At 61.5% G+C, this 21072-nt stretch carries 20 protein-coding genes; 10 read left to right on the top strand and 10 right to left on the bottom strand.

Going from position 1 to position 21072, the window contains the following annotated elements:
* Nucleotides 1-75: 75 nt before the first annotated feature.
* The 5 genes from AAIE04_RS18175 (at nucleotide 76) to AAIE04_RS18155 (ending at nucleotide 5506) form a co-directional block, all read left to right on the top strand.
* A complete protein-coding gene (locus AAIE04_RS18175; RefSeq protein ID WP_019454853.1) occupies nucleotides 76-774 on the top strand; it encodes a DAPG hydrolase family protein in 699 nt (232 codons plus the stop codon).
* A gap of 83 nt (nucleotides 775-857) precedes the next feature.
* Nucleotides 858-1244: a GFA family protein gene (locus AAIE04_RS18170; protein ID WP_498577478.1), complete on the top strand. Its 387-nt coding sequence runs from the start codon at nucleotides 858-860 to the stop codon at nucleotides 1242-1244.
* A gap of 90 nt (nucleotides 1245-1334) precedes the next feature.
* Nucleotides 1335-2639, top strand: a complete 1305-nt coding sequence (locus AAIE04_RS18165) for an MFS transporter (protein WP_498577477.1) — start codon at nucleotides 1335-1337, stop codon at nucleotides 2637-2639.
* A gap of 168 nt (nucleotides 2640-2807) precedes the next feature.
* On the top strand, nucleotides 2808-4067 hold the full coding sequence (locus AAIE04_RS18160) for an MFS transporter (protein ID WP_063919282.1): 1260 nt from the start codon (nucleotides 2808-2810) through the stop codon (nucleotides 4065-4067).
* Entirely contained in the window at nucleotides 4064-5506 is a 1443-nt protein-coding gene (locus AAIE04_RS18155) for a glycoside hydrolase family 32 protein (RefSeq protein WP_498577476.1), read from the top strand. The genes AAIE04_RS18160 and AAIE04_RS18155 overlap by 4 nt, the downstream gene beginning before the upstream one ends.
* Nucleotides 5507-5547: 41 nt before the next feature.
* Here the strand turns inward: AAIE04_RS18155 and AAIE04_RS18150 are convergent, their stop codons facing one another.
* The 3 genes from AAIE04_RS18150 to AAIE04_RS18140 form a co-directional block, all read right to left on the bottom strand.
* Complete coding sequence (locus AAIE04_RS18150) at nucleotides 5548-6549, bottom strand: LacI family DNA-binding transcriptional regulator (RefSeq protein ID WP_498577475.1); 1002 nt, start codon at nucleotides 6547-6549, stop codon at nucleotides 5548-5550.
* Between the two features lie 69 nt (nucleotides 6550-6618).
* A complete protein-coding gene (locus tag AAIE04_RS18145; RefSeq protein WP_432525265.1) occupies nucleotides 6619-7182 on the bottom strand; it encodes a HutD/Ves family protein in 564 nt (187 codons plus the stop codon).
* Complete coding sequence (locus AAIE04_RS18140; protein WP_498577474.1) at nucleotides 7182-8552, bottom strand: formimidoylglutamate deiminase; 1371 nt, start codon at nucleotides 8550-8552, stop codon at nucleotides 7182-7184. Before AAIE04_RS18140 ends, AAIE04_RS18145 begins: the two co-directional genes overlap by 1 nt.
* Before the next feature lie 181 nt (nucleotides 8553-8733).
* On the opposite strand from AAIE04_RS18140, the gene hutC reads away from it, so the two are divergent.
* The 4 genes from hutC (at nucleotide 8734) to AAIE04_RS18120 (ending at nucleotide 13450) form a co-directional block, all read left to right on the top strand.
* The gene (gene hutC, locus AAIE04_RS18135; RefSeq protein WP_025160260.1) at nucleotides 8734-9489 is read left to right on the top strand and encodes a histidine utilization transcriptional repressor HutC; all 756 of its coding nucleotides are present in this window, start codon (nucleotides 8734-8736) and stop codon (nucleotides 9487-9489) included.
* A gap of 157 nt (nucleotides 9490-9646) precedes the next feature.
* Entirely contained in the window at nucleotides 9647-10870 is a 1224-nt protein-coding gene (hutI, locus tag AAIE04_RS18130; RefSeq protein WP_154747034.1) for an imidazolonepropionase, read from the top strand.
* Nucleotides 10867-11670, top strand: a complete 804-nt coding sequence (gene hutG, locus AAIE04_RS18125) for an N-formylglutamate deformylase (protein ID WP_498577473.1) — start codon at nucleotides 10867-10869, stop codon at nucleotides 11668-11670. The genes hutI and hutG overlap by 4 nt, the downstream gene beginning before the upstream one ends.
* Before the next feature lie 244 nt (nucleotides 11671-11914).
* Entirely contained in the window at nucleotides 11915-13450 is a 1536-nt protein-coding gene (locus AAIE04_RS18120) for a serine hydrolase domain-containing protein (protein ID WP_498577472.1), read from the top strand.
* 3 nt (nucleotides 13451-13453) lie between these two features.
* Here AAIE04_RS18120 and AAIE04_RS18115 read toward each other — a convergent pair whose 3' ends face one another.
* A complete protein-coding gene (locus AAIE04_RS18115; protein WP_498577471.1) occupies nucleotides 13454-13984 on the bottom strand; it encodes a chorismate mutase in 531 nt (176 codons plus the stop codon).
* Nucleotides 13985-14105: 121 nt separating this feature from the next.
* Nucleotides 14106-14612 (bottom strand): anti-virulence regulator CigR family protein, encoded by a 507-nt coding sequence (locus AAIE04_RS18110; RefSeq protein WP_019454842.1) that lies wholly within the window; start codon nucleotides 14610-14612, stop codon nucleotides 14106-14108.
* A 442-nt stretch (nucleotides 14613-15054) separates the two neighbouring features.
* Here AAIE04_RS18110 and AAIE04_RS18105 point away from each other — a divergent pair, with 442 nt between their 5' ends.
* Nucleotides 15055-15234 (top strand): hypothetical protein, encoded by a 180-nt coding sequence (locus AAIE04_RS18105; protein ID WP_025160261.1) that lies wholly within the window; start codon nucleotides 15055-15057, stop codon nucleotides 15232-15234.
* A 54-nt stretch (nucleotides 15235-15288) separates the two neighbouring features.
* On the opposite strand, the gene AAIE04_RS18100 is transcribed toward AAIE04_RS18105, so the two are convergent.
* From AAIE04_RS18100 to AAIE04_RS18080, 5 genes are all read right to left on the bottom strand, one after another.
* Entirely contained in the window at nucleotides 15289-16170 is an 882-nt protein-coding gene (locus AAIE04_RS18100) for a nucleoside-specific channel-forming protein Tsx (protein WP_025160262.1), read from the bottom strand.
* Between the two features lie 374 nt (nucleotides 16171-16544).
* Nucleotides 16545-16817 carry a hypothetical protein gene (locus AAIE04_RS18095; RefSeq protein ID WP_025160263.1) on the bottom strand — a complete coding sequence of 91 codons (273 nt, stop codon included), beginning with the start codon at nucleotides 16815-16817 and terminating at the stop codon, nucleotides 16545-16547.
* Nucleotides 16818-16890: 73 nt separating this feature from the next.
* Entirely contained in the window at nucleotides 16891-17784 is an 894-nt protein-coding gene (gene yddG, locus AAIE04_RS18090) for an aromatic amino acid DMT transporter YddG (RefSeq protein ID WP_074054426.1), read from the bottom strand.
* Between the two features lie 91 nt (nucleotides 17785-17875).
* Nucleotides 17876-19246: an APC family permease gene (locus AAIE04_RS18085; protein WP_309531155.1), complete on the bottom strand. Its 1371-nt coding sequence runs from the start codon at nucleotides 19244-19246 to the stop codon at nucleotides 17876-17878.
* 307 nt (nucleotides 19247-19553) lie between these two features.
* Complete coding sequence (locus AAIE04_RS18080; RefSeq protein WP_019454836.1) at nucleotides 19554-20972, bottom strand: glutamine synthetase family protein; 1419 nt, start codon at nucleotides 20970-20972, stop codon at nucleotides 19554-19556.
* Nucleotides 20973-21072: the final 100 nt, after the last annotated feature.

Raw genomic sequence — 21072 nt, 5'->3', positions numbered from 1 at the left:
TTGACAGACTCAGCATAACGGCATAGCTTTATTTTGGAAACAAATATCGTTTCCAAAATAAAACAGGAATCCATTATGACACATCCTTCCCTGCTGGCGCCCTGGGGCGTCAACGATATCAACGAGTTGCTCAGGCCCGAGCCGCTGCGGCTGGAAATGGGGCTGAGCCGCAGCGCCGACGGCCTGCTCACCGTAGCGGTTCGAACCGATCTGCACGGTTGTAAAGGGCGCATGCTGGACTGGTGGTTCACCTTCTTCGAGAGCACCCAGCACATCAACTGGTGGCACCCGCACGATCACGTCGAACATCGCGGCTGGGATCGCCACTGGAAAAAAGGGGAAAGCTACGTCGGCGCCAGCATCGAAGCGGTCGAATGGCTGGCGGAGCTGCCGCCGGTCGCGGCGCGCCTCAAGTTTCACGCCGCCGAGGACTTCTTCGCGCCGCAGCCGCTGCGCCAAGCGCGCGACGCGCAGGCGCTCTCCGCCGCCGTTTGCGCGCGCATCGGCTTCGGCGATCAGGTGGCGCTGGATGACAACGGCGATCCCTGCGACGGCGAAATGCTGCATCTGGTGCGCGATACGCCCTATGGGTGCGTGCTGCGCAGCCGCTTCCTGCTGGGTAAAGCCTGCGCCAACGCCCACGACGAACTGGCGGACGACATCGGGTTTAACCTGATGCGCCACTGCTACAACGAGTTCAGCTATTTAGCGCAGTTCCTGCCCTCGCTGTACTACGCCGAAAATGGCCGCGAGCCGGCGCCGTTGCTCTGGTAATCGCCCTGTGGAGGCCTGTTATTTTTTCGCGATATGGCTATAGTGATTTTCATCGTTTCCCCCGCGCTGATGACGGAGAAATCATGCAAAATCCACGCTATAGCGGCGGCTGCCTGTGCGGACATATTCGCTTTCAGGCACACGGCATGCCAGGCAACCCGCACAGCTGTTCCTGCGATTTTTGCCGCCGCCACTCCGGCGCGCCAACGCTGTGCTGGGTCGAATTCCCGCGTCAGGCCGTCGAGTGGAACGGCCCTGGCGGCATGCCCGCGCTGTACCGCTCCTCCCCCTACTCCAGCCGCGCCTTTTGCCCGCGCTGCGGCAGCACGCTGGGAGCGGTAGACGACGAACCGACGGTGGCGCTGGCCACCGGCAGCTTCGACCGCGCCGATCTGCCGGAGCTGCGCCCGGTCTCACATGCTTTCGCCGATGTGTGCCCCGGATGGTGGCGCATCGACGGCATGCGCTGAGTGCCTCACAGTTCCCGCTGAAATCAATTGATTGTTTTGTCGTATAAATTTAGAACTGACGAACAATAATTCAAATGTATGGGAACGGGGATGAATCAACAGACTCTCGACGCGCGCCGGTCGCGTCAGGCGTTGCTGGCCGGCTCGGTCGGCAACTTTATCGAATGGTATGAGTTCGGCGTATATGGCTTCCTGGCCACCGTTATCGCCGCCAATTTTTTCACCCTGCAGGGTGAAAATGAAATCACCAGCCTGATCCTCACCTACGCCGCCTTTGCGCTGGCGTTTTTCTGCCGACCGATCGGCGCGGTGATCTTCGGCCGCATCGGCGATCGCATCGGCCGCCGGCCGACGCTGATTGCGGTACTGCTGTTGATGACGCTGGCCACCGCGCTGATCGGCGTCATGCCAACCTATGCCTCTATCGGCGTCGCAGCCCCGCTGCTGCTGACGCTGCTGCGCATGTTTCAGGGGCTGTTCGCCGGCGGCGAATTCGGCGGCGCGGTGTCGCTGATGACCGAGTTTGCTCCCAAGCGCAAGCGCGGGCTGTTCGGCGCCTGGCAATCGCTGACCGTCGCGCTCGGCCTGTTGGCCGGCGCCGGACTGGTGGCGCTGCTGGCCGCGCTGCTCAGCGCGCAGCAGCTGCATGACTGGGGTTGGCGCATTCCGTTCTTGCTGGCGCTGCCGATGGGCGCCGTGGCGCTGTGGCTGCGGCTCAAGCTCGAGGAGACACCCACGTTCACCCAGGCGCAGCAACGCGTGGAACAGGCCGCCACACCGCAGGAAGCGAAACTGAGCGGCGTGGTGAAAACCATTCTGATCGGCATCGGTCGCATGATGGGCTGGTCAGCCGCCGGTTATACCTTCCTGGTGGTCATGCCTTCCTATTTGCAAACCTCGCTGCACGCCACCTTCCAGCAAGCGCTGGTGGCGACGGTGCTGGCCAACGTCGGCTTCGCCCTGACCATCCTGCCGGCGGGCATCATCAGCGACAGGCTGGGGCGTAAAACGGTGATGCTGACGGCGGTGGCGGCAGTGATCCTGTTCACCTTCCCACTGCTGCATCTGTTGCAGGATGCGCAGAGCTCACTGTGGGTCAAAGGGCTGGCGGTGCTGATCGCCGGTGCGGTGGTCGGGCTGCTGGCCGGTCCCGGCCCAGCGATGCTGGCGGAGATGTTCCCGACCCGGGTGCGCTATACCGGTCTGGGGCTGGCTTACTCGCTGTCCAATGCGGTGTTTTCCGGCTCGGCCGGGCTGATTATCACCGGTCTCATCAAGCAGACCGGCAATATCGACATTCCCGCCTACTACGTGGTCGCCACCTCGGTGGTCAGCCTGTTTGCGCTGATGACGCTGCGCCGCGACGACCATCTGCGCTCGCTGAACGATCGTTAATCCTTCGGGGGCACATCGCCCCCTTGCCAACTCGTGACCTCGATCACAACGCCGAAATGTTAACGTTAACTTTTGTGATTAACATCGCACGCGTGATATCTGCTAGCTTCATCCCTTTGCGAGTTAACGTTAACAATAGAGCTAACTTCACTCACCGGGGCCCTACCCATGAACCGCGAGACTAAAAAATATTACGTGCTGCTCAGCGGCCTGCTGTTCTTCTTTTTCTTCACCTGGTCTTCCAGCTTTTCGCTGATCTCGCTGTGGCTGAATCAGAAGATCGGCCTGAAAGGCGCCGAAACCGGCCTGATCTTCTCCGCTATCTCGTTGGTGGCGCTGTGCGCACAGCCGCTGTACGGGTTTATTCAGGACAAACTTGGGCTGCGCAAGCACCTGCTGCAGTTTCTCGGCGTGATGCTGTTGCTGACCGGCCCGTTTTTTATCTACGTATACGCTCCGCTGCTGGCCAGCAGCCTGCCGCTCGGCGCGCTGGTCGGCGGGGTATTTATCGGCGCCACCTTCTTCGCCGGCATCGGCGCGCTGGAATCTTATACCGAGCGAGTCAGCCGCATCAGCGGTTTCGAATTCGGCCGCGCCCGCATGTGGGGATCGCTCGGCTGGGCCAGCGCCACCTTTTTGGCCGGTTTTATCTTCAATATCGATCCGAACATCAATTTCTGGCTGGCCTCCGCCGCCGCCATAGTATTCCTGTTGCTGCTCAGCCAGGTGCGCGAGCTGAAGCCGAACGCGATGGCCGGCCTGGCGTTCGGCAAACCGGAAAATCTGCGGCTGCAGGATGCGCTGGCGCTGCTGCGTATGCCGGGCTTCTGGGCGCTGGTGGTGTTTGTGCTCGGTATCAGCGTGTACAACGTTTTCGATCAGCAATTTTCGGTCTACTTCGCTTCGCAGTTCGCTTCTCGCGAACAGGGCAACGAGATGTACGGCTTCCTCAACTCGCTGCAGGTCTTCCTCGAAGCCGGCGGCATGTTCCTGGCGCCGCTGCTGGTGAACCGCATCGGCGCCAAACAGGGGCTGTTGCTGGCCGGTGGCGTGATGGCGCTGCGCATGTTCGGCTCAGGCTTGGTCAGCGGCGCATTGATGATCTCTGCCATGAAACTGCTGCACGCCGTGGAGTTGCCTATCCTGCTGATCGCTATCTTCAAATACATCGCCAGCCGCTTCGACAGTCGCCTCTCCTCAACGCTTTACCTGGTGGGCTTTCAGTTCATCACCCAGGTGATGGCCAGCTTCCTGTCGCCACTGGCGGGCTACGGTTATGACCGCATCGGCTTTGCCGACACCTATCTGCTGATGGGGTGCGCGGTCGCCGCCACGACGCTTGTCTCCTGTTTCCTGCTGCGCGGCGAACGTTCCGCCAGCGCAACCCCCTTTCAATCCGCCATTAAATCAAGTGAGTCTGTCCAATGAACACTGCCTTAGCTCAAGCCGACCATGCGGTCGAAGCCCTGCGCGCAGAGCGCCGAGACGAATACTACCCGCAGTTCCATCTCGCGCCGCCCGCCGGCTGGATCAACGATCCCAACGGCCTGATCTGTATTGACGGCGTCTATCATGCCTTCTTCCAGCATCACCCCTATAGCGAGCACTGGGGCCCCATGCACTGGGGGCACGCGACCAGCCGCGATCTGATCCGCTGGCAGCACCAGCCCATCGCCCTGGCGCCCGATGCGCCCTATGACAAAGACGGTTGCTTTTCCGGCTGCGCCGTGGATGACAACGGCGTGCTGACGCTGATTTATACCGGCCACGTGTGGCTGGGCGAGCCCGGCGACGACAGCCAGGTGCGGGAAGTGCAATGTCTGGCCACCAGCGAAGATGGCATACGCTTCGTCAAGCACGGGCCCGTGCTGGCCCCGCCGGACGGCATTCAGCATTTCCGCGATCCGAAAGTCTGGCGCGAGAACGGCGAATGGTGGCTGGTGATCGGTGCCAAAGAAAACGGCCTGGGCCAGGTGCGCCTGTACCGTTCTGCAGATCTGCGCGCCTGGTGCTTCGATCGGGTGCTGGCCGGTGCGCAGGCGGCGCATCAAGGGTATATGTGGGAATGCCCGGATTTCTTCCCGCTGGGGGAACAACACCTGTTGTTGTTTTCCCCGCAGGGACTGGCGGCACAGGGCTACCGCTACCGCAATCGCTTCCAGAGCGGCTATCTGCTCGGCCACTGGCGGCCTGACAGCGACTTTAGGGTGACCCAACCCTTCTGCGAGCTGGATGCCGGCCACGATTTCTATGCGCCGCAGACCTTCACCGCCGCCGACGGCCGTCGGCTGCTGTTTGCCTGGATGGATATGTGGGAATCCCCAATGCCCAGCAAAGCGCACCGTTGGGCGGGCGCCCTCACCCTGCCGCGTGAGCTGACGCTGGCCGCCGACGGCAGCGTCCGCATGAACCCGGCGCGTGAACTGGCGGCGCTGCGCCGAGAATCGCACACGTTTTTGGCACAGACGCTGACCAATCAACATCTGCCGCTGGCGGACGACGTGCAGGAACTCACCCTGACGTTGAGACCGGCCGACAACGACGCCGAGCGCTACGGGCTGGCCATCGGGAGTGCGGCGCGGCTGTTCGTCGACAATCAGGCGCACCGGCTGGTGCTGGAGCGTTTTCATGAAAACCGCGCCCTGTGCACCTGCCGCAGCGTGCCGCTGCCAGAAGGTGAGACCCTGTCGCTACGGATCTTCATTGACCGCTCATCGCTGGAGATCTTCGTCAATCAGGGGCAAGCCTGCCTGACCAGCCGAATTTATCCGACGAAGGGCGATCGCCGCCCCAGCCTGTTCGCCGAAGGCGGCCGGGCAGAGTTCGAGCCCATCACGGGATGGCAGTTGGCAAGCATCTGGGGATAATGGGAATAAGCACCGGGCGCACAGCGACGCATCCGGTGCGCTTACAGCGAACCACGCTCCAACAGTGGGCAAGGCACTTTCACCGTCTCATGCTGCTCCCGCTGCTCAATCACATGCAGCGCCGCAAGGCGGCCCAGCTCGTAATGCGGCAGCTGCACCGTCGTCAATGCCGGCAGGAACAGCTCGCCGGTGCCGACCATATTGTCGTAACCCAGCACCGCTACCTGTTGCGGTATGCGCCATCCTTGTGCCAGCAATACCTGATACACCAGAAAGGCTATCCGATCGTTCCCGCACACCACGACATCGCAATCGCGCCTTCCTGCAGAGAAATGCCGCTCCAGCAGCGCGACGCAGTCGCGATAGCTTTGGTCGCCGCCGCTCAGATCGAGATGATACTGCCGCAGCTGTTCAACATCGCGCCCCGCTTCGCGCCAGGCGCGTTCCAGACCGCGACGGCGCAGGCCCGCCGCCAGCGTATCCGCCGGTAAATGAATGCACAGTGGCGCGCGATAGCCTTTGGCGATCAGCGCGCGCGTGGCGTCATACTGTCCTTGCTCGTCATCAGGAATATAGCTGGCGATCGCATGCGTCGGGCTAACGCAGTTGGCCAGCACCAGCTTTTTGTCCAGCAGTTTGGCCGGCAATGTCACCTCGCGCAGTCCCATCGTGGTGAATATCACCCCATCCGGACGATGCGCCAGCAGCAGATCGACGGTCTGTTCGGCGTTGTCGTCGGCGAACAGGTTGACGACGAAGCTGTTCCAGCCTCGCTCGCGGGCGGTTTTCTCAATCGACAGGATCATTTCCACCGAGAACGGCGTCGTGGCTGTGTCCAGCGCCAGCACGCCGAGCGTCTGCACGCGATTTCCGTCACCGCGAATACGCCGCGCCGACAGATCCGGCACGTAGTCCAACTGGTCGATAACCTGTTTGACGCGGCGGTAGGTTTCCGGCCGCAGCTTGCCGGGTTCATTGATGGCGCGGGACACCGTCATCAGCGAGACTCCGGCAAGTTTTGCGACGTCTTTCAGCGAAGCCATGCGCCCTTCTTTATGATTAATGGGGAAAAGTGAATAATCCCATAACCGGGCGCAGGACTCTACCTTGCGTTAGCAGGCTGTGATGTTCGCCCACAGGATAGCGCCGTCGGCGGTCAACGGCTTCACCTCGCCGCTCACCGCCTGCGCCGCCCACCAGACGCCCTCGCGCGCGCTCAGTTCGCCGCCCCCCGGCAGCGACCAGACCCCGCTCAGCACATACAGCACGCCCGCCCGGTTGGGTGACAGGGTGACGGGCGCCGTGCTGCGCCGCACCTCGGCCGCCTGCCGGCCGCGGCGCGTCATGATGTTGAAATCCTGACTGGCGCCGCCCAGCAGCGTCGCCTCCAGCGCCACGTCGCCCGAGAATGCGAACGGCTCCCCAACCTGCGCCAGCTGATGATCGATATGCCCGGCGCTGTACAACCGCACGCCGTCGCCTTCCAGCAGCGTAATCGAACGGTCGATGCCCGCAAAGGCGGAAAACGGCCCATCCTGCGCGATGGTGGCGATGCTGGCGCGCCAGTCGAAATTCTGCTCGCCCGGCGGCCAGCTGACGATTTCACGGGTTTCCCCGCCGCCATTGCGCCATGGGCTGACCGGCAACGCGGCGAAGTTGAAACGGTTCAGGCTCATTACGCCTCCTGCTGGAAGGTTTTCAACACCTGCAGGAACTCGGCGCCGCTCTGCTGCTGCAACGCATGCCGCCCCTGCTCGATCACCTGTCGGCCGCCGACGAACACGTCGCGAATTTGTTCCTTGCCGCCGGCGAACAGCCAACGGTTGAGGATCGAGGCGTCAGGCGCCGCCGCCAGGTACGGATCGTCGCCATCCAGCACCAGCCAGTCGGCGCGATAACCGCTCTGCAATCGGCCGATCGGCGCGCCGCACGCCTGCGCGCCGCCCTGCAGCGCCTGGTGGTACAGCACATCGCCCACCGCCGGCTGCTGCGGCGTGGTCAGGCGGTTGCGGCGCTGATCGCGCAGCCGCTGGCCGTATTCAAACCAGCGCAGCTCTTCCACCACGTTGAGCGAAACATGGCTGTCGGAACCGATGCCCCAGCGCCCCTCCTGCTGCAGATAGGCGTCGCCGGGGAAAATGCCGTCGCCGAGGTTGGCTTCGGTGGTCGGGCACAGGCCGGCCACCGCGCGGCTGCGCGCCAACGCTTCCAACTCGCTGCGATCCAGATGAGTGGCGTGCACCAGGCACCAGCGCTGATCCACCGGCAGATGGTCATACAGCCAGGCCACCGGGCGTTGTCCGCTCCACGCCAGGCAGTCATTCACCTCTTTTTGCTGTTCGGCGATATGAATATGCACCGGCAAGGTGCGATCCGACGCGGCCAAAATCTGCTGCATCTGGCCGAGCTCCACCGCGCGCAGCGAGTGGAAACACAGCCCCTGATTCTGCAGCGGACGATCCGCCAGCTGGCGGGCAATCACCTGCTGCTGTTGCAGATAGCCTTCGGTATCCTGGATAAAACGTTTCTGCCCCGGCTGCGCCGGCTGCGCGCCGAAACCGGCGTAGCTGTACAGCACCGGCAGCATCGTCATGCCGATGCCGGCCTGATGCGCGGCCGCGCTGAGGCGCCCGGTCATCTCACCGCGATCGGCGTAAGGCTTGCCGTCGGCGTCGTGATGCAGGTAGTGGAATTCGGCCACCTGGGTGTATCCGCCCTTGAGCATTTCGATATACAGTTGACGAGCGACCACCTCCACCTGCTCCGGCGTCAGGCGCTGCACCAGGCGATACATCAAATCGCGCCAGGTCCAGAAGCTGTCCTGCGGGTTGCCCGCCACTTCCGCCAGCCCGGCCATCGCGCGCTGGAAAGCGTGCGAGTGCAGGTTCGGCATGCCCGGCACCGCGTCGCCGTGCAGCCGGGTGCAACCTTGCGGTTCTGCGTTGGCGGTGACTTGAGTCAGATAACCTTGCACATCGACGTCCAGCCGGACGTTATGCGCCCAGCCCTCAGGGAGCAAAGCGCGTGGGGCAAAATAAGCAGGCATGGCAGTATTCCACTGTTGGTGTAACGGTGAATGAGGCGCGGCGATGGCGCGCATTCAGGAATTTTTTGTCGGTCGTCGGCAAGTTTCTGGCGCGACGGCCCCTAGTTGTATATACATATACATACGCCGACATCAACAGTAAACTGGTGTTATTATTTTTTTATTTGACGAGGTTAACGTCGTGGCTGAACAACAGACCGTGTTACAACTGGCGGCTGCAATGAGCGATGCCCCCGCCCCGATCTACCAACGGGTCAAACAGGCGATCGTGAATCAAATTCGTGCGGGGCATTGGCAACCGCACCAGCGCGTGCCCTCCGAAAGTGAACTGGTGGCGGAACTGGGCGTCAGCCGCATGACCATCAACCGCGCGCTGCGCGAGCTGACCAGCGAAGGTTTTTTGATCCGCATGCAGGGCGTCGGCACCTTCGTCGCCGAAGCCAAGGCGCATACCGCGCTGCTGGAAGTGCACAACATCGCCGACGAGATCGCCGCGCGCGGCCATCGCCACAGCAGCAAAATCCTCGAACTGAAGGCCCGGGCGGCCAGCGATGAAGAAGCGACGGCGCTGGGCATTCAGCCCGGCCAGCGGCTGTTCTATTCGCAGATCGTGCATTACGAAAACGACGTGCCGGTGCAGGTGGAAGACCGCTGCGTCAACCCGCTGGTGGCGCCGGATTACCTTAAACAGGATTTCGACCGTGTCACCCCTTACACCTACCTGACCCAGGCCGCGCCGCTGACCGCCGGCGAACACATCGTCGAAGCGGTGATCCCTACCCGGCGCGAGCGCGAGCTGCTGCAGCTGGAGGATCACGAACCCGGCCTGCTGATCCACCGCCGCACCTGGTCCGGTAAAACCGTGGTGACCTCGGCGCGATTGCTGTACCCCGGCAGCCGCTATCAGCTGTTCGGCCGCTTCACCAGCGAAGTCTGACCCCCGGCGGGCGCGCCCTGCGCCCGCATCTCCGCTGTCGATCACATCCTGATAACAAAATCTCGCCCGCCTCTTGTGACATCCCGGTGAATGCGTTAGGTTGTTTTTAATTGTATATACAACCATGTGGGAGCTGCGGCTCCGGCGGAGGAAAGCAATGACGTCTGAGATTCACTGCGACAGCCTGTGGCACGGCGCCGATATCGTCACTATGCGCGACGGCAACTATCACACCCTGACCGACGGCGCGATCGCCGTGCGCGACGGCAAGATCGTCTGGATTGGCGAACATGCGGCGCTGCCGCCAGGCCTGATCGCGGACGAAACGGTGAAATTCGACGGCGGCATCATCACCCCCGGCTTTGTCGACTGCCACACGCACCTGGTGTTCGGCGGCAACCGCAGCGGCGAGTTCGAACAACGGTTGAACGGCGTAAGCTATGCCGACATCGCCGCGCAGGGCGGCGGCATCATCTCCACCGTCAAAGCCACCCGCGAAGCCGACGAAGCGCAGCTGCTGGAGCAGGCGCTGTTCCGCCTGCGGCCGCTGCTGGCGGAAGGCGTCACCTGCGTGGAAATCAAATCCGGCTACGGCCTCAGCCCGGAAAGCGAACTGAAAATGCTGCGGGTGGCGCGCAAATTGGGCGAGCTGCTGCCGGTCGAGGTGAAAACCACCTGTCTGGCGGCCCATGCGCTGCCGCCGGAGTACGCCAACCGCGCCGACGACTATATCGATCTGGTCTGCGACACCATCATTCCTCAGGCCGCGGCCGCCGGCCTGGCGGATGCGGTTGACGCCTTCTGCGAACATCTGGCGTTCTCGCCGGCGCAGGTGGAGCGCGTCTTCGCCGCCGCCGAAGCCGCCGGTCTGCCGGTCAAACTGCACGCCGAGCAGCTCTCCGCGCTCGGCGGCAGCACGCTGGCGGCGCGCCATCACGCGCTCTCCGCCGACCACCTCGAATACGCCACCGAACAAGACGCCCGCGCCATGGGCGACGCCGGCACCGTGGCGGTGCTGCTGCCCGGCGCCTATTACCTGCTGCGCGAAACCCAGTGCCCGCCGGTGGAGCTGTTCCGCCAGCACCGCGTGCCGATGGCGATCGCCAGCGACGCCAACCCCGGCACCTCGCCGGCGCTGTCGCTGCGCCTGATGATCAACATGGCCTGCACGCTGTTCCGCCTGACGCCGGAAGAAGCGCTGGCGGGCGTCACTACCCACGCCGCCAAAGCGCTGGGGCTGCAACACAGCCATGGCACGCTGGAAACCGGCAAGGTAGCCGACTTCGTTCACTGGCCGCTGTCGCGGCCGGCGGAACTGGCTTATTGGTTGGGCGGCCAGCTGCCCTGTACGGTGATTTTCCGAGGAGAAGTACGTCAATGACCATTCGCGATCCTTTTAGCTTCCAGACCGGCAGCCTGCCGCTGCTGATCAGCATCCCGCACGCCGGTACGCAACTCACACCGGCGGTCGAAGCCGGGCTGACCGACGACGCCCGTCCGCTGCCCGATACCGACTGGCACATTCCGCAGCTGTACGATTTCGCCCGGGCAATGGGCGCCAGCGTGCTGGTCGGCAACTATTCGCGCTTCGTCATCGATCTGAACCGTCCGGCGGACGACAAGCCGCTGTACACCACCGCCACCACCGGCCTGTATCCCGACGTGCTGTTCGACGGCCGCCCAAGTTTCCTGCCGGGCCAAGCGCCGACGGACGAAGAACGCGCCGGCTATCTGCAGCAGATTTGGCAGCCTTACCATCAGCAGTTGCAAAACGAACTGGCGCGCCTCAAAGCTCGGCACGGCTATGCGCTGCTGTTCGACGCGCACTCCATCGCCTCGGTGATCCCGCGGCTGTTCGACGGCCAGCTGCCGGATCTCAACCTCGGCACCAACGGCGGCGAAAGCTGCGCTCAGGCGCTGAGCGATCGACTGGTCGCCTGCTGTGAGCAACAACAACAGTACACCCACGTACTGAACGGCCGTTTCAAGGGCGGTTACATCACCCGCGCCTACGGCCAGCCGCAGCAGCAACAGCATGCGATCCAGCTTGAACTGGTGCAGGTGAACTACATGTCCGAACAGTATCCTTACGCGTTTGAACCGCAGCGCGCCGCCTCGCTGCAGCGTCTGCTCAAGCAGATGATTGAAAGCCTGTTGGACGGCGCCGCCAGACTGAATTAATCCCCCTTTACAGGTGCCGCAGGGCGCCTGTTTTTCTCCCGCCTTAACCGCAACGCCGCCAGCAATCTGCGCTCTATATCAAAGTTTCGCGTGATTCCTCGCTAACTGGTCTAAACAGCGCACAAAACAGCGGCCGACGAAAAACGCACTGCGCCACAATCAGCCGAAAAGCCCGCGCTCTTCACCAGCACCGGGCGGCGTGTGGCCGAGCTGGCCCGTTTCGAACCATCACTCTGGAGGCCCTATGTCTGTAACACCGTTAAACTGGCGCGCTGCCGGCGCCGTCGCCGAACAACTGTTGGCCGGCTGGCAACGGCGTGGTGAACCCGGCGGCGCCATCACCCTGTTTGACGCCGAACAACTCCGCGCCACCGCCTGCGCCGGCCTGGCCGATCTGGCGCAAAATACGCCCTTCACCGCCGACAGCGTGGTGCGTTATGCCTCAGTGACCAAGCACATCTTCGCCGCGCTGGCGCTGAACGCCACCGATCGCGCCATTCGGCTGGAGCAGCGTCTGGGTGAGCTGTTGCCCGCTCTGCAGCCCGCGTTGGCGGACGTCACCGTCGGCCAGGCGCTGGACATGACCGGCGGCCTGCCCGACGTGCGCGAAACGCTCGGCTTGCTCGGCATATCGCTGCACGCCGTCAGCGAGGCGCAGCCGGTGATGCAGTTTGTAGAGGGGCTGGAAAAGCTGAACTATGAAGCCGGCAGCGAGCTCGCCTACAGCAATACCGGCTATCGGCTGCTGGAAGCGGCGCTGCGCAGCAAGGGGTTTGATTTCGACCAGCTGGTGCAACAGCGTATCGCCCAACCGCTGCAGGTGCAAATGCGGGCGCCGGAAAGCTGGTTCGACGTGGTGCCGGGGCTGGTGCCGGGTTACTGGCGGGCGCCGCAGGGCTGGCAGCACGCCAGTGCCGGCCTGCACCTTTCCGCCTCCGGCAGCCTGACCGGCAGCGTCAACGCCCTCACCCGCTGGCTGCAGACGCTGCTGGCCGACGAAGGGCCCGGCCAGGGCGTGCTGGCGCAACTCAGCGCACCGCGCCGCCTCAATCAGGGCCAGCTCAGCGCCTATGGCCTGGGGCTGGCGCAGACGCCGCTGGGCCGCCGCCGCTTGCTGGGCCACGGCGGCTCCCACGCCGGTTACAAAACCTATTTCCTGCTGGCGCCCGACCGCCAGGCCGGCGTGGCGCTGGTGGCCAACCGCGAAGACTGCGACAGCTTCGGTATGGTCTTACAGGTGATGGCGACGCTGCTGGGCGAACCTTTGCCGCAGCGCAGCGCGGCGATCCCCGATGGCCTCTACGCCACGCTGGCCGAGCCGCACTGGCTGGAGGTCAAAGACGGCAACCTGGCCTATCTGGGCAGCGGCGAACCGCTGTATCAGGGCGAGGACGGCTATGCGGTGTCGCTGTCCGCCCATATGCCAATCAAATTGAAGTGGACCGGCGAAGCGGTCGAGGGCGAGGTCGGCCACGTGGCACGCCGTTTCCTGCCGGTGACGGCCAACGGCGACTGCCTGAAGCATGTACAGGGGCTGTGGTATCACCCGCACTATCGTACCGCCTTTGAAATTTGCGGCGATCGGGTGCATATCGGCGTCGGCCCGGCGGCGCAGACCGGCACGCTCAGCCCGTTGGGCCAGGGGCGCATGCTGGTCGAGTGCCAGGACGGCCCGTGGTTGAAACGCTTTTGCCTCTATTTCCGCGGTTACAACGTGGATCTCATCGCCAACCGCAGCCGAATGCTGACCTTCCGTCGCAGCACCGTCGGCCGCGACTGACGCTCAGCGTGCGCGCGCGGCTTTGACCGCCAACAGCGCATCCGCCAGCCGCCGTTTGTCGGCGGCACTGAGATTCATCTGATCTACGGACGCCATAAACGCCGCCCGATCCGCCTCGTCGAGTGGGCCGGCGCGCAGCCGCTCCGCCAGACGCTGCAGTATCTGGCTGCTCAGCTGCGCGATCTGCGCGCGCACCTGAGCCAACGGGCGCGGTTGCCAACCGGTTTCCGGGCTCGCCAGCCAGTCGGCACGATAGCGGTACTGAATCGCCTTGGCGGCATCCATCTGCGCGGCGATAAAAGGCCGCACCGACGCCGGCTCCAGCCCCAAACGCCCCGCCTCCGCCTGCGCGCTGGCCAACACCTTCGCCTCTTGCGCCAGGTCTTCGATCGGCAAATGCTGCTGCGCCTTGTAACCGGCGACGTCTTTCATCAGCGACAAACGTTGGTTCACCAGCTCGCCGAGAGCGGCGGTGCCGTCCGCCAACGCCGGAAAACTGGTCAAACAACAAGCTATCAACAACGCCCTGAACATGGCATCTCCTTATCATCATGTCATGCAGTGAAAACGTCAGGCACAAAGTTCACCACGTCAGCCCGACGCTGGCAAATAAAAAGGCCCCGCCGCAGCGAGGCCTGATCATGCTCCACAGGCGTTAGTTGAACACGCCATTGATCACGGAAGCCACAATCGCGGTGCTGAGCGCAACCAGCACCAGATCATCGCCGGCGATACGCCACTCATAACCCGGGTACTGCGGCAGTTCACGCAGCATCGAGTACGGCACCACTTTTTTGGCGATGCCCGGCGGCAGCGGCTTGCCGCGCGCCAGATTCTTGGCGATGCCCGGCGGCAACGAACGGTAGCCGGTCAGCCCATGGTTGTGCGCCAGCGAACGGGCGCGATCGCGCGAGAGGGTGACGGTGATCAGATTGTTGTCGTTGCGATAGACGCCGTTATCGTATTGGTCTTTATTGCCTTTGTTACCGTGATTGCCATTATTGCCGTGATTACCGTTATTGCCATGGTTACCGTTGTTACCGCTGTTGCCATGGCCGTTACCGTTGCCGTTACCGCCTTTGTCGGCCAAAGCCGGTGCGGATGACAACCCCAGCGATGCAATCAGCGCTAACACCGTAAGCGTCGTACGACCTTTGTTCATGTTCTGTATTCCTGCATGGGTGACTCTGTTTACTATAGTTGGCCTTTTCCAGACAAAGTATAAGGAAAACTCCGAGATGGCGGTGCGGTTTTACGGCGATCGCGTCCAAAGCTTGCTCTGACGCAAAATCCCTCGAAAATTCCGAAATCAACTTCGGATTTTTCTTGAAGAAAAATAAGCCTTTCGTTAATTTGGCAGAGTAACAAGAAAGAGTTAACGTACTCTTTTTCGTCGCACCTCAAATCTTATTCTTATCATCCATAATGATAATAGCGAACACTTCCCGCCTCTCCGTGCGGGACTCTTTTTACCCTTTCCGCCGCACCAATGTGGTGCTTTATGTTGAGATTTAGTTGCCGATAATTTACATTCGCTGTCTGAGAAACCTCAACCTCCCGCGGTGGCCAGTCTGGCAACGGGTGGGCGTTCAGGAGCAAGAGACGTGCAAATGACCCTCATGGAATACATCACTCGGCACTTTAACGGCGATCTTCATCGTTATGCGCAGTCGGAAGGCGTCAGCCGTGAACAAATCATTAGTTGGATAAATAATGAATGTCACGTGATCAAAGGCAGGCTGTTTATGCCGGTGAAGCATCTCCCGGTTGAACAAGCCCAGTGATGACGAAAAAAAACCCCGCCAGGCGGGGTTTTCTGTTTCTGATAACACGGAAAATCAGAAGTTATAGCCAACCACGAGGTAATAACCCCAACCGGTAGACTTGATCGGGCCCTGCGGCGTACCGATATCCGCGCCATCCTGCCACTGGCCGCCGTTATGGAAATAACGCGCCACGAAAGAATAGTGCCAATGATCGTAGTTCAGCGCCAAAATGTGGCTGGAGGCGATCGAGTTGCCGGTGCGCACCTGTTTGCCGGTGCCGTCAACCCAGTGGCTGTCCTTGCCCAGATCGGAGCCGAAGTCGAAGTTGGTGAAGCCGATGTAGCTCAGGTTGCCGCCCCACACCTGGGTCAGCGGCACGAAGTACTTCACCTTGAAGCGGTAACCGTCCCAGCTGTTCTCATTGGCAGCCTGGTAGTTTTCCCACTGGTATTTGGCATAGATGTTCATCGACAGGCTCATCGGCAGGCCGGTGTCGATATCGGTGCCCAGACCCATGTACCAGGTGTTCTGACGGCCGTCGGCGTTATGGCCCAGGTCATAGATGTAGTTGTTGGCGAAGTACCACTCTTTGAACGGACCGAAGCTCAGATCGGTGCCGGTCAGCTTGTCGATGGAGAAGCGCGGTTCGATCTCCATAAACAGCGGCGAACCTTTGTTCCAGATGCCGCGATCCGGCGTGTTGCCCACGCCGAAGAATTTCGGCACGTCAACGTAACCGTAGAAATCGAACCAGTCTTTCTTGGCGAAGGCTTCATATTCGAGATACACGTCGTTGTTCAGCTGCGGTCCGAAGCGGGTGTGGTAGCTGCCCACCACGTTAACGCTCTGGTGCCACCAGTCGGAGACATATTGACTGTCTTTGCTATCAGCCATTGATGATGCACTGTAAGACGCTGCGAGCAGTACACCTGCTGCGAGAGCTATTTTTTTCATTTTATTACCACATGCTTAAAGGGCCATTTCCTGCCCGTTTAGAAAAGATGACAATGAGTCTGCCGACACCTGGCGTTGTCTTCACACAGAAACTCGGATGACGCGCGCATTATAGAAACCACTGACTGTAAGAATCTGTGATCCAGTTACGCATTTCGCGAATAGGTAATCGATTGCGTTCACATTTGTCAAATTATGTTTCATGCAAATTCACATTCGCTGTGATTTTTGTCATGCACATCGATTTTTAGCGCAGTTTTTGAGCCAAATGTCATCAGGGCGTCACCCTGCTCGTCATCGCAACGTGGAAAAGAAAAAGCCGACGCATAAACGTCGGCATTCATCAGAATCGGGGGAAAACGCGCACAGCGAAGTCAGTTCACCGCCGGCACCGCCTTGGCGATGTTTTCCTGGCGGAACGCCACCTCTTCGCCGTTTTTGACCTCCCAGCTGGCGACCGGAATATCGGTCTTGGGCGCCGCCGCGACGACCGAACCGTAAATCAGCTTGTCGTCGCGGCGCAAAATATACACATCGAGCTGATACTCGTGCCGCAGATTCGCCGTGGTCAGGCGCACGGTATCGCCGCGCTCATAGTGATGCGCGTCGATATCGGGTTGTTGAATAAATTGAATGTCGCTTCTCATCATCGTCGTTCCTTCAGGCAACATGGCTAGTTAAATTCTAGTCCAACATTGCGCTGACGGCAGATAATTTCCGTTAATTTCCGCGAGTTGCCCGCCAACAGATCAGTGAACCGAGGATGACCATCGCCACGCCCTGCCAGAAATTGACGGTCAGCGAGGTGTGCAACACCAGCGCGGCGAACACCGCTGACAGCACCGGGGTAAAATAGGAGACGGTAGCCAGCAGCGTCATGTTGCCGTGCAAAATGCCGACGTTCCAGGCGGCGTACCCCGCGCCCATCGCTACCCCGGCGCACAGCAGCGTTACGGTCACCCCGACGTTGAACTGCATGCCGTTCTCCGTGCTGAAGGCGTACTTCAGCCACAGCGCCAACGCGGTCAGCACGATAAACAGCACCACGCCGTTGCTGCCCTGAGCGATCTTCTTGGTCAGGTTGCAATACAGCGCCCAGATCACCGCGCCGCTGAACGCCAGCGCGTAGCTGAGCGGGTTGCTGCGCACGTTGGCCAGCATCTGCGCCGGCGACCAGCCGCCCTCGCCGCTCATGATCCAACCGATGCCGAACAGCGACAGCAACAGCCCCGGCAGCAGCCACCATTTCGCCCGTTGCCCGTTGAGCACCAGCGCCATCAGCACGGTGAAACAGGGCCACAGGTAGTTGATCATGCCCACTTCTATCGCCTGCAGGCGGGTATTGGCATAACCGAGCGACAGCGACAGGCAGATCTCGTAGCTGACGAACAGCAGGCTGCCGACGATCAGGTAAGGCCGAGGAAAGCTGCGCCATTTCGGTACGCCGAGCGCCACCAGCAAGAACGCCGCGCTGACGCTGTAGATCATCGCCGCGCCGCCGATCGGCCCCAGCCCTTCGCTGACGCTGCGGATCAGGCCAACGACGCTGCTCCACAGCACGATAGCCAACAAACCGAACAGCGTGGCGCGGGTACGCGAGGGCAAAGCGGGCATAAGACAGGTCCAATGGGTTATTTTTTATCGAGTTTTTCACTCTACTGCCGCACACGCCAAAAAGAAAGGCGGGAAATTCCCGCCTGTGATTTTATTGCTGCGGCTGCCGCTCGAGCTGCGGCGGCGGCTGGCGAAAACGCCGCGTCAGCCAGGCCAAATAGCCGAAGCCCAGCGTCGCCCAGATAAGCCCCATGGTCAGCGAGCTTTTCTCCAGGTTCAGCCACAGCACCCCCACCGTCAGCGCCCCCACCAGCGGCAGGAACAGGAAGTTGAAGCGATCCTTCCAGCTTTTGTTGCGCCCTTCGCGGATAAAGAAGTGGCTGATCACCGACAGGTTGACGAAGGTGAAGGCCACCAGCGCACCAAAGTTGATCAGCGCCGTGGCGGTGACCAGATCGAACGACAGCGCCGACAACGCCACCAGCCCGACCATCAGCACGTTCAGCGCCGGCGTGCGCCATTTGGGGTGGATATAGCCGAAGAATTTCTCCGGGAACACGTTATCGCGCCCCATCACGTACAGCAGGCGCGACACGCTGGCGTGTGACGCCAGGCCGGAAGCCAGCGTGTTGATGAAGGTCACGCACAGGAAGATCGACTGGAACAGCTTGCCACCGACGTACAGCGCGATCTCCGGCAGCGCGGCGTCGGGCTGGTGGAAGCGTTGAATGGACGGGAAAAACAGCTGAATGAAGAACGACACGCTGATAAAGATCACCCCGCCGTACAGCGCGGTCAGGAAGATGGCGCGCGGGATCACCCTGGCGGCGTCGGGCGTCTCTTCGCACAGCGTGGTGACCGCGTCGAAGCCGAGGAACGAGAAGCACAGAATGGTGGCGCCGGTAATGATCGGCAACAGGTGGGCGTTCTCGCTGAGGAACGGCCGCAGGCTCCACACCGTGCCCATCCCCTCGCCGTTGTGCAGGCCGCGCACCACCAGATAGATGAACACCAGAATGATCGCCACCTGCGCCAGCACGAACAGGGTATTGAAGTTGGCCACCAGATTGACGCTTTTCAGGTTGATGGCGGTAATCAGGATAACGAAGCCCACCACCCACACCCAGGGCGGCACTTCCGGGAACAGCGCGGTCAGGTAAATCTTCGCCAACAGCGTATTGATCATCGGCAGGAACAGATAATCCAGCAGCGACGACCACCCCACCAGAAAACCGACGTGCGGGTTGATCGCTTTCTGCGCATAGGTGTAGGCGGAGCCGGCGGTGGGAAACTGGCGCACCAATTTGCCGTAGCTGATGGCGGTGAACAGCACGCCGGCCAGCGCCAGCAGATAAGAGGTCGGCACATGGCCGTCGGTGAGGCCGGAGACAATGCCGAAGGTGTCGAACACCGTCATCGGCGTCAGATAGGCCAGGCCCATCATCACCACCTGCCACAGCTTAAGGGATTTGCGCAGCTGCGGTTTGCCCGCCGGGCCGCTGTCGATGGCTTTAATCGTCATGGCAGTTCCCCTCTTGGTCCTCTGCTGTCAACCGTGCAACGTGATTCAGAGAGGCCGCGGGGAAACTGCTGTTCAGGCGGCGGGAAAAACGGTTTGGAGTCACTGTCGGGCGGCCGGCGACCGGCCCGTAGGCACTGCGGCACAGGCAAACGCCTGCGCATGGGGATGACTGAGTCATGGTTATTTCCTCGTCGGCGTCCTGTACGCCGTGATAGAAGAAATTCTGTACCGCAGCGCGCAGCCTCACCGGCCACAGGAGAGCCGATGAAATGCGCCGGACGCGCGCGGTAGTGCCAGGTGAGCGGGATCAGGCGTTTTTCAGCATCCACTCGATTTCGGTTTCGGTGATCAGGCGCTCAAACTGCACCAGCTCATCGGTTTTGCAGGCCAGGTAGACGTGGCTGAAGCGTTCACCCAGCAGCGCATTGAGCACCGGCTGGTGTTCGAACTCGTACAGCGCGTCGCTCTGGCGGATCGGGAACGGCAGCCCATCCTGTTCCAGACCGTTGCCGGTCACCGGTTCAGGCAGCGGCAGCGCGGTTTCCAGGCCGTAAACGATGCCGGCCAGAATGGTCGCCATCACCAGATACGGGTTGGCGTCGGCGCCCGCCACGCGGTACTCCACCCGGTGGTTGTCGCGATCGCCGCAGGGAATGCGCAGCGCCACGGTGCGGTTGTTATGCCCCCAGGAAGCCTGCGTCGGCACATACATGCCGGGCTGGAAGCGGCGATACGCGTTGACGTTCGGCGCCAGCAGCGCCATCGAGGACGGCATCAGGGCGATCATGCCCGCCAGCGCCTGTTTCAGCAGCGCCGAGTCTTCACCGTCGTCGTCGGCGAGCACGTTGTCGCCTTGCGCGTTCAGCATGCTGATGTGCACGTGCATGCCGCTGCCGGCGTGCTCCTCATACGGCTTGGCCATAAAGGTCGCCTGCATGTTGTGGTTCTCGGCCACCATGCGTACCAGCCGCTTCAGCGCCAGCGCGTGGTCGCAGGCTTGCAGCACGTCGTCGGTATGATGCAGATTGACCTCGAACTGCCCCGGCGACGCCTCCGCCACCGCGCCGTCCGCAGGAATGCCCTGCAAACGCGCCAGTTCGTCGATCTCGCTCAGTACGTCGGCGAAATGGTTCAGGTTATCGACGGAATAGACCTGGCTTTGGGTGTTGCGCTCTTGGGTGCCCGGCGCACACGGCGGCTGCAGATAGCCCTCCGCATCGCGCTGACGATCGATGAGATAGAACTCCAACTCTACCGCTACCACGGGGGAGAGCCCGCGCTGACGCAAACGCTGCCACACTCGGTTCAGCACATTGCGCGGTTCAACGTCAAAGGGAGTGCCATCTTCATCCAGCATGGTGAGCAGCACCTGCGCAATATATTGCGGATCCGCCGCCGACGGCGTCAACGTGCCCGGCACCGGCACGCACACGTGATCCGGCTCGCCCAGCTCCTGCCCCAGCCCGGCTTCTTCCACCACGTTGCCGAGAATATCCATCGCAAATACCGACGCCGGGAAATAACAGCCCTTCTCCAGCTTGCTCAGGCCGCCGACCGGGATGCGTTTGCCGCGGAAGCTGCCGTTCAGATCGGTCAACAGTACGTCGACATGTTGCGTTAATGGATAACGTTCCAGGTACTTCTTCACTTCGCGCTGGAACGCGCTACTTCGTCTCTCTTCACTGTGCTGAACAAAGTTTTCCACTTCTACGATGTTGGTCTGCATGGTTCACCCGCCGTTTGTGTTTTGCTGTCGTCGATGTTTATTGACCGTATTGTTCAATATAATGCCCACAAATGAAACGTAGATGAAACAAATTTGTTTT

The organism is Serratia sp. Ae19-1 (assembly GCF_059801225.1).
Note: the sequence above shows the minus strand (reverse complement) of the source record. Positions and strands in the feature narration are given on the sequence as shown.

Excerpts from the sequence above, each read along its gene's own strand:
- AAIE04_RS18175 (WP_019454853.1), top strand. The coding sequence starts at position 76 with ATGACACATCCTTCCCTGCTGGCGCCCTGGGGCGTCAACGATATCAAC.
- AAIE04_RS18170 (WP_498577478.1), top strand. The coding sequence starts at position 858 with ATGCAAAATCCACGCTATAGCGGCGGCTGCCTGTGCGGACATATTCGC.
- AAIE04_RS18165 (WP_498577477.1), top strand. The coding sequence starts at position 1,335 with ATGAATCAACAGACTCTCGACGCGCGCCGGTCGCGTCAGGCGTTGCTG.
- AAIE04_RS18160 (WP_063919282.1), top strand. The coding sequence starts at position 2,808 with ATGAACCGCGAGACTAAAAAATATTACGTGCTGCTCAGCGGCCTGCTG.
- AAIE04_RS18155 (WP_498577476.1), top strand. The coding sequence starts at position 4,064 with ATGAACACTGCCTTAGCTCAAGCCGACCATGCGGTCGAAGCCCTGCGC.
- AAIE04_RS18150 (WP_498577475.1), bottom strand. The coding sequence starts at position 6,549 with ATGGCTTCGCTGAAAGACGTCGCAAAACTTGCCGGAGTCTCGCTGATG.
- AAIE04_RS18145 (WP_432525265.1), bottom strand. The coding sequence starts at position 7,182 with ATGAGCCTGAACCGTTTCAACTTCGCCGCGTTGCCGGTCAGCCCATGG.
- AAIE04_RS18140 (WP_498577474.1), bottom strand. The coding sequence starts at position 8,552 with ATGCCTGCTTATTTTGCCCCACGCGCTTTGCTCCCTGAGGGCTGGGCG.
- hutI (WP_154747034.1), top strand. The coding sequence starts at position 9,647 with ATGACGTCTGAGATTCACTGCGACAGCCTGTGGCACGGCGCCGATATC.
- hutG (WP_498577473.1), top strand. The coding sequence starts at position 10,867 with ATGACCATTCGCGATCCTTTTAGCTTCCAGACCGGCAGCCTGCCGCTG.
- AAIE04_RS18120 (WP_498577472.1), top strand. The coding sequence starts at position 11,915 with ATGTCTGTAACACCGTTAAACTGGCGCGCTGCCGGCGCCGTCGCCGAA.
- AAIE04_RS18115 (WP_498577471.1), bottom strand. The coding sequence starts at position 13,984 with ATGTTCAGGGCGTTGTTGATAGCTTGTTGTTTGACCAGTTTTCCGGCG.
- AAIE04_RS18110 (WP_019454842.1), bottom strand. The coding sequence starts at position 14,612 with ATGAACAAAGGTCGTACGACGCTTACGGTGTTAGCGCTGATTGCATCG.
- AAIE04_RS18100 (WP_025160262.1), bottom strand. The coding sequence starts at position 16,170 with ATGAAAAAAATAGCTCTCGCAGCAGGTGTACTGCTCGCAGCGTCTTAC.
- AAIE04_RS18095 (WP_025160263.1), bottom strand. The coding sequence starts at position 16,817 with ATGAGAAGCGACATTCAATTTATTCAACAACCCGATATCGACGCGCAT.
- yddG (WP_074054426.1), bottom strand. The coding sequence starts at position 17,784 with ATGCCCGCTTTGCCCTCGCGTACCCGCGCCACGCTGTTCGGTTTGTTG.
- AAIE04_RS18085 (WP_309531155.1), bottom strand. The coding sequence starts at position 19,246 with ATGACGATTAAAGCCATCGACAGCGGCCCGGCGGGCAAACCGCAGCTG.
- AAIE04_RS18080 (WP_019454836.1), bottom strand. The coding sequence starts at position 20,972 with ATGCAGACCAACATCGTAGAAGTGGAAAACTTTGTTCAGCACAGTGAA.